Here is a 6118-nt window from a genome sequence, read left to right as displayed (position 1 = left end):
GGGTTCGCCCTAGTACAACCCGTTAAACAATCTGGAGTCGAAAATGAAAAAGATTGCCCTGTTCGTGATGTCCGCCGCTGTTCTCGTGTCGTCGAGCGCTTTTGCTCAAGGCCTGACCCGCGCTGAAGTTCAACAACAACTGGTGACGGCCGAGCAAGATGGTTCGCGCCTCGTCAGCAATGCGTCGTATCCCGATGTCGCCCGTATCTATTCGAACGAAGTCGCGCAGAAAAACGATGGCGCCAATGCATACGGCGGCGTAGCTGCGGGAACGAGCGCGAGTTCATCGCGGATTGCCAATGTCGGCGGTTCGAGCCATGAAACGTGTGTCGGCCCGGTCAGCTTCTGCAACCTGTATGCAGGATCGTGATCGATGGACGGACGGCTCGCTTCAAGTGCGCGCCGTCTGTTCACCGTAGAAGGATGAGTCGAGGCACAGCGTCGTCGCCGCACCAGACGATTGCGTTTTGCTTGTAACGCGCGCCCAGTTCTTTTGCTGCATCCAGCGAGATACCAAGTACCAAAAAGCTCGGTTCGCCCGGCCAGTCGCTGGATGGATGTTGTCCAGCGCCATCGATGAATTCGAAGTGTCCGAGCGTTAGATCATCAGCCAGCTTTGCCTGGTGGCTCAAGTTGTCTGCTTCATCAGTCTGTTCACTCAACGGATTCGCCGCGGTGATAAACGCGCTGCAATCCACGTCATGCGCGCGGTGCAAATCAGCAAGCTGCGCATTGCGCACGCCGATGATCAAGGTCATCGGCAGATCGCCAAGGACCCGATACTCGGTTTCTTCGTAAGCGCGAATCGTACTGGCGCTGATCGATGAATGCGCGTTCACGTTCACTCCCAGTCGGGCACGCTGTCGGGCATGCTTTTCACGACCTTCGTGACGATATACGTAAAGTACTTTTCGATCCCGATGTCATCTGTCAGCAGCGAATCGATGAACCGCTGATAGTGATCGATATCGCGCGATACCACATGCAGCATGTAGTCCACGCCACCGCCCGTTGCGTAACACAACGCAACTTCGGGCGCGGCAAGCACGCGTTCCTCGAAGCGCCGCATGTCCTGTGCGGTGTGTTTGGCGAGCGTCACTTCGACTACGATCCGGCTTGCCTTGATCGCGCCGACCCAATCCAGTTCCGCACGATACCCCTTGATCACGCCGCTCTCTTCGAGCTTGCGCACGCGCTCCCACGCCGGCGATATCGACAGGTTCACTTCTTCGGCGAGCCGCGATTTCGTGATGCGGCCATCGCGCGCGAGGATGCGCAGGATGGCGATGTCGTAGCGGTCTAGTTTGATCACCGGGCCCGTCTGTTCGTCGGTCAGTTGGTCAATAACCCCGTGCGGTGTCGACGCTGCCAGGGACCTTTCCGGTTAGCCGGAACTGCGCGATGTTCCCCGCGATGACCATCGCCGCGGTATCGAAATCCGTCGGCGCCGAGATGTGGGGAAGCACGCTCACCCCCGGATGGTGCCAGAGCCGTGAATCGGGTGGCAACGGTTCGGTATCGAAGACGTCGAGAACTGCATGCGAAAGGTGACCGCTGTCCAGCGCGGCAAGCAGATCGTCCGTCACGACAACCGGGCCGCGAGCGAAGTTGATCAGGGCGGCGCGGGGTTTCATCGCGTGGAGGCGTTCGGCGTCGAGCAACCCGCGTGTCTGCGATGTCAGCGGCACGAGGCACACGACGATATCGCTGAGATGCAGCATGTCGATGAGGCCATCGTTGCCGGAAAACGTGTGGACGTTCGCAAGTGTCTTCTTGGATCGGCTCCATCCTGCGACGTTGAAGCCCGCCTCGTTCAAACGCAACGCTGCGGCGGCACCGAGCGAGCCAAGGCCGAGTATGCCGACCGTAATCGAAGACGGCTTTTTATAAGCAATCTGATTCCAGACCCGTTCACGTTGCTGGCGTACGTAAGCCGGCATGTCGCGCTGCAGATAGTAGGTCCAGGCGAGTACGGCTTCGGCCATGGTCCGCGACATTTCCGGATCGATCATGCGCACGATGGGAGGCCCATCGACGGGAAGGCTTGCGACGAGTTGTTCGACGCCGGCCCACAGGCTTTGCACCCAGACCAGGCCGGGAAGCGCCGCGACATCGGCTGGATGCGGATTCGCGACGATCGCAATTCGTACGGCCGTGCGTTGTTCATTGCTCAAATTGCAGAACAACGAAACGGATTCGCCGGGCATCGCAGCCGATAGCGCGGACAGGTAACTCGCTTCGTAATCAGCGCGAATATTCGTGATCAGCGCGATGGGCTCAGACATCAAACCGCCGCTTTCTCCGCTTCCATCTCCGCCATATCCTGGAAGCGATCAGCGATTCTTGGATGCGCCCGGCCGCCATCCGCGGCTCCGATGGCGATCAAGATCTCATCCGGTCCTGGCGCATCGGAAACCTGAAAAGTAGCGGTAATGAAGTGCGACCGCTTGCCGGTCTCCGACTTATGAATCATAGGCACGGACATCAGCGCCCCTGGCCCTGACCGGGTATTCGTGAAACTCAAGAACGCCGTGCCATTCACCGCTTCGCGATACATGTTCCCGAACCGCAGCGTATGAATGAGCGCGGAGCCATGCTCGATCTCCCCATTCACACCAACCGTAGCTGCCTTGCCATAAGCTTCCACGCGCTCCGCCGGCATGATGGCCACGAGCCTACGCGTCATCTCGCGCCCAAGCACCGGCGCCAACCGCAAGATCTCCGGCCGCAAGTCCTCGACAAATCCTTTCCCCGCCCAGGGATTGCGAACGATGGCTGCAACCACCACCGTAGTGATCGGCCGCTCGGCAGCGCGCCCACCTTCAATATGCGTTTCTTCGATAAAAGTCGCGATCTTGCGAAGCCCGGTTTCCGTCACGTCCATTGCGCTCTCCATTGAATAGCGGTTCGTCATGGAAGCATCCTAACGGCCTCGAATACATGAATCTTCCTTCGCTTCGTGGGATGAATCTTTTATTTTTCACTTCGTTCTGTCGTATATTAAAAAGAGACAAAGGGGCGTTGTGATATGCCAGATCAATTGTCGCGGATCATGTCGCTGCGTGATGTCGCGAGCCAAATCAACTCCGACGGCGACCTCGATACCCTCCTGCGCGACCTCATCCAGGCAGCCTGCCGGCACGGTTCATGGGACCTCGGCTCGATCATGACGCTGGACCTGGCGCACGGTTACGCGCTTGTCACTGCGCGCTTCGAGGCGAACGTCATGCTGCGTAGTCCATCGGGGGATCGATGGGAACTCGCGACCAGTCCCGCGCTCGTCGCGTTACAGCGCTTCGAGCCGGTCTACATCCGAGACGCACGCGAATCCACCGAATTCCCCGGCTACAGACGCGAGGCGCTCGAACGCGGTTACTGCACCGTGATGATCTATCCAATGGCAAGCGTCGATGCGGAAGGTCGTCCGATGGTGCTCGCGGTTTCATCGCGCAAAGTGGTCGATGTATCGCCCGATGACCTCGCGTTCATGTCGATCATCGTGCATCTCGGGGCGATTGCGATCGAGCGTGCGCACCGGCATCGCGCGCAGTTGGCTGCAGCCGAACAATTGCGGCGCGTGCTCGGCGCGCAAGGATCGCTGCTGCAGGAAGTGCTGGCGGGCGGCTCGATCGAAACGCTTACCGCCATGCTTGGCGACCTGCTCAGCGCGCCGGTTCTCGTGCTCGATTTTTTCGCGAGCAGCTTGCTTGCGTCGGCGTCACCGGTGCCCACCGTTCATGACGACGCAGCCTGGACCACGCTGCTCGAAGGCGCGTCGGGCCGCCAGATGCTCGCAGAAGTCCGCGATGCCGTGACCACGCGGCGCGCCGAAACCATCACGCTGCGCCTGAGTGACAAGCTCTCGCTCGATGCCCGCATCGAACCCCTGATGGTCGACGACGAAGCCGTCGGCGCTTTGCTCACCTTCGATCAATCCAGTTCGAACGACCTGCAGAAGTTGCTTATCGAAAGCGCGAAGTTCGCGCTGAGCGTGCAATTGATGCGCAGCGTCATTCGCTTTCGCTTCGAGACCCGTACGCTCACCGAACTGTTCTTCGAGATCGTCGAACGCCGATGGCGCGATGAACAGGACATGCTGCGCCGCGCACGCCGTCTTGGCCTTTCGCTGGCTGCGCCCATGCGTATGCTCGTGATCGATTTTCCGGACCGGACGAATGCATCGGCGGATCTTTCCGTCGATGGACATCGCGCTGTCGCGCTGCTCGCTGCGCAGCAACATATCGCGGTGCATATCGTGACGGTGGGCGGCGCGCTCGTGTGCCTCGTGCCGCACGAGGAGGGCGTGGAGCTCGAACGCGTGACGCGGCTTGCGCATCGCATAGCGGAGACGCTGGCGCGATCGGTCGGCAGCGAACCGATTGTCGTGCTCGGCGATACATGCGAAGGGCTCGAAGCGCTCGCGAAGGAATGGGAGCGCTGCTGGCGCATGATCCGCGTCGCGCGCACCTTCGGCCGGCGCGGCGCGATGACCGTGCCCGACTTCGGGCCGCTGCCCATGCTGATGGGCGCAGCGGATTCGTCGGACGTACGGAGTTTTATCGATGGCGCGATTGGCCGCGTCATCGAGCACGATAAAAAGCACAACACGGCCTACCTCGACACGCTCGCGGCCTACGTGCGCGCGGGCTGCCGCAGCCAGCATTGCGCCGACGCCATGGGCCTTCACGTCACCACCCTCCGGTACCGCATGTCGCGTATATCGGACCTCTTCGGCATCGGGGTGGAGACGCCTGAACAGCGATTTTCGATCGAGCTTGCGCTGCAATTGCACAGCCTGATCGACAACAGCAATGCCTCCGCTGCGCGTCACGAATCGATCCCCCGAATGCGAGGGTAATTAACTGCGATCGTCCTTCGATCCAGCGGAAGAATCCTTTTTTTGCATGCCTTAACTTGTACCTCAACGTAACGACGTTCGAGGTGAAGTACATGCAAGCCGAAGTCTCAGATAAACCCGTCGCCGTCGATCCCGTGGCCTTGCGCCGGGCGTTCGGCACCTTCGTGACAGGCGTGACGGTCATCACCACGCGCGATTCCGATGGACGCCCGCGTGGCATGACGGCGAACTCGTTCACCTCTGTTTCGCTGGACCCTCCGCTTCTCCTCGTATGCGTAGGAAAGAGTGCATCGAGCGCACCGGTCTTCCAGGAGACCGACCACTTCGCTGTCAATCTGCTGCACGAAGCGCAGACGGATGTATCGAATCTCTTCGCCTCCAAATCCGCCGACAAGTTCGCGGCCGTCAGCCATGACGGCGTGCATACCGGCGCGCCGGTCTTGTCCGATTGTTTGACGTGGTTCGATTGCACGGTGCACGACCGCGTGGATGCGGGCGATCACACGATACTCATTGGCCGCGTCCAGGCGTTCGGCACGAGCCCTACAGCGCCGCTCGGCTTTTGCCGTGGCCGCTATGCGCAAGTAAAGAACCCGTTGCCGCCGGGCTGGCTTTCGTCACACAACATGATCGTGGGTTATCTGATCGAAGCAGAAGGATCGTTGCTGCTCGCGAAGGACGGCAAGAACGGCTGGACGTTGCCGAGCGCGCCGCACCGGCTGGTGAATGGCCGTTTGCCGATATCGGGCGGCGGCGATCTTGAACTCCTTCCCGACGACACCTTTCTCTATTCCGTCTTCGATGCCGCCGGCAGCGACTCGGGGTACCTGATCTATCGCGCACGCCTGGCATTGCCGCGCGCGGCCTGTGAGATCCCCGAGAACTTCAGCTTCTTCCCGCTCGACCAGCTTCCCTACGACGACATTCCGACGCCCGAAATTCGCGGCATGTTGAAGCGCTATGTGCATGAAAGCGCCGGCGGCCGGTTCGGCATCTACATGGATTCACACGACGGCGGCCGCATTGCGATGGTCAGCGCCGCGCAGCCACGGCTGCAGCAACCGCAACTCTGAACTAGGACCAGGTACAGATGAAAACGACAGTCGAAAGTTTGCAGGGGTCCAGGCAAGACCTGTTCATCCACGGCGAGTTCGTGGCGCCGCGCAGCGGCCATTACGTGTCGAGCTACGACCCGACAACCGCCGAGCCCTGGTATCAATTCGCGCAGGCCAATGCCGACGATGTGGATGCCGCCGTGCG

The 6118-nt window shown here is 60.5% G+C and carries 7 protein-coding genes; 3 read left to right on the top strand and 4 right to left on the bottom strand.

What is annotated here, in order from left to right; all coding sequences use genetic code 11:
- The first annotated feature begins 43 nt into the window (after window positions 1-43).
- Window positions 44-370 (top strand): DUF4148 domain-containing protein, encoded by a 327-nt coding sequence (locus ACFFAR_RS22090; protein WP_375508475.1) that lies wholly within the window; start codon window positions 44-46, stop codon window positions 368-370.
- 40 nt (window positions 371-410) lie between these two features.
- Here the strand turns inward: ACFFAR_RS22090 and ACFFAR_RS22085 are convergent, their stop codons facing one another.
- The 4 genes from ACFFAR_RS22085 to ACFFAR_RS22070 form a co-directional block, all read right to left on the bottom strand.
- The gene (locus ACFFAR_RS22085; RefSeq protein WP_375508474.1) at window positions 411-758 is read right to left on the bottom strand and encodes a DUF3293 domain-containing protein; all 348 of its coding nucleotides are present in this window, start codon (window positions 756-758) and stop codon (window positions 411-413) included.
- Window positions 759-841: 83 nt separating this feature from the next.
- Window positions 842-1309, bottom strand: a complete 468-nt coding sequence (locus tag ACFFAR_RS22080) for an Lrp/AsnC family transcriptional regulator (RefSeq protein ID WP_062000980.1) — start codon at window positions 1307-1309, stop codon at window positions 842-844.
- 31 nt (window positions 1310-1340) lie between these two features.
- Window positions 1341-2285: an NAD(P)-dependent oxidoreductase gene (locus ACFFAR_RS22075; protein WP_174365179.1), complete on the bottom strand. Its 945-nt coding sequence runs from the start codon at window positions 2283-2285 to the stop codon at window positions 1341-1343.
- Window positions 2285-2914: an amino acid synthesis family protein gene (locus ACFFAR_RS22070; protein WP_375508473.1), complete on the bottom strand. Its 630-nt coding sequence runs from the start codon at window positions 2912-2914 to the stop codon at window positions 2285-2287. The genes ACFFAR_RS22075 and ACFFAR_RS22070 overlap by 1 nt, the downstream gene beginning before the upstream one ends.
- Before the next feature lie 114 nt (window positions 2915-3028).
- Between ACFFAR_RS22070 and ACFFAR_RS22065 the strand changes: the two genes are divergently transcribed.
- Complete coding sequence (locus tag ACFFAR_RS22065) at window positions 3029-4858, top strand: helix-turn-helix domain-containing protein (protein WP_375508472.1); 1830 nt, start codon at window positions 3029-3031, stop codon at window positions 4856-4858.
- A 92-nt stretch (window positions 4859-4950) separates the two neighbouring features.
- On the top strand, window positions 4951-5931 hold the full coding sequence (locus tag ACFFAR_RS22060; RefSeq protein ID WP_174365495.1) for a flavin reductase: 981 nt from the start codon (window positions 4951-4953) through the stop codon (window positions 5929-5931).
- Window positions 5932-6118: the final 187 nt, after the last annotated feature.

Source organism: uncultured Caballeronia sp. (genome assembly GCF_964243625.1).
Taxonomy (GTDB): Bacteria; Pseudomonadota; Gammaproteobacteria; order Burkholderiales; family Burkholderiaceae; genus Caballeronia.
The sequence above is the reverse complement of the archived record's forward strand: the minus strand, read 5'-3'. Positions and strand labels throughout refer to the sequence as shown.

Bases quoted from the DNA above. Each gene is read 5' to 3' on its own strand.
- ACFFAR_RS22090 (WP_375508475.1), top strand. From the start codon at position 44: ATGAAAAAGATTGCCCTGTTCGTGATGTCCGCCGCTGTTCTCGTGTCG.
- ACFFAR_RS22085 (WP_375508474.1), bottom strand. From the start codon at position 758: ATGACCTTGATCATCGGCGTGCGCAATGCGCAGCTTGCTGATTTGCAC.
- ACFFAR_RS22075 (WP_174365179.1), bottom strand. From the start codon at position 2,285: ATGTCTGAGCCCATCGCGCTGATCACGAATATTCGCGCTGATTACGAA.
- ACFFAR_RS22070 (WP_375508473.1), bottom strand. From the start codon at position 2,914: ATGACGAACCGCTATTCAATGGAGAGCGCAATGGACGTGACGGAAACC.
- ACFFAR_RS22065 (WP_375508472.1), top strand. From the start codon at position 3,029: ATGCCAGATCAATTGTCGCGGATCATGTCGCTGCGTGATGTCGCGAGC.
- ACFFAR_RS22060 (WP_174365495.1), top strand. From the start codon at position 4,951: ATGCAAGCCGAAGTCTCAGATAAACCCGTCGCCGTCGATCCCGTGGCC.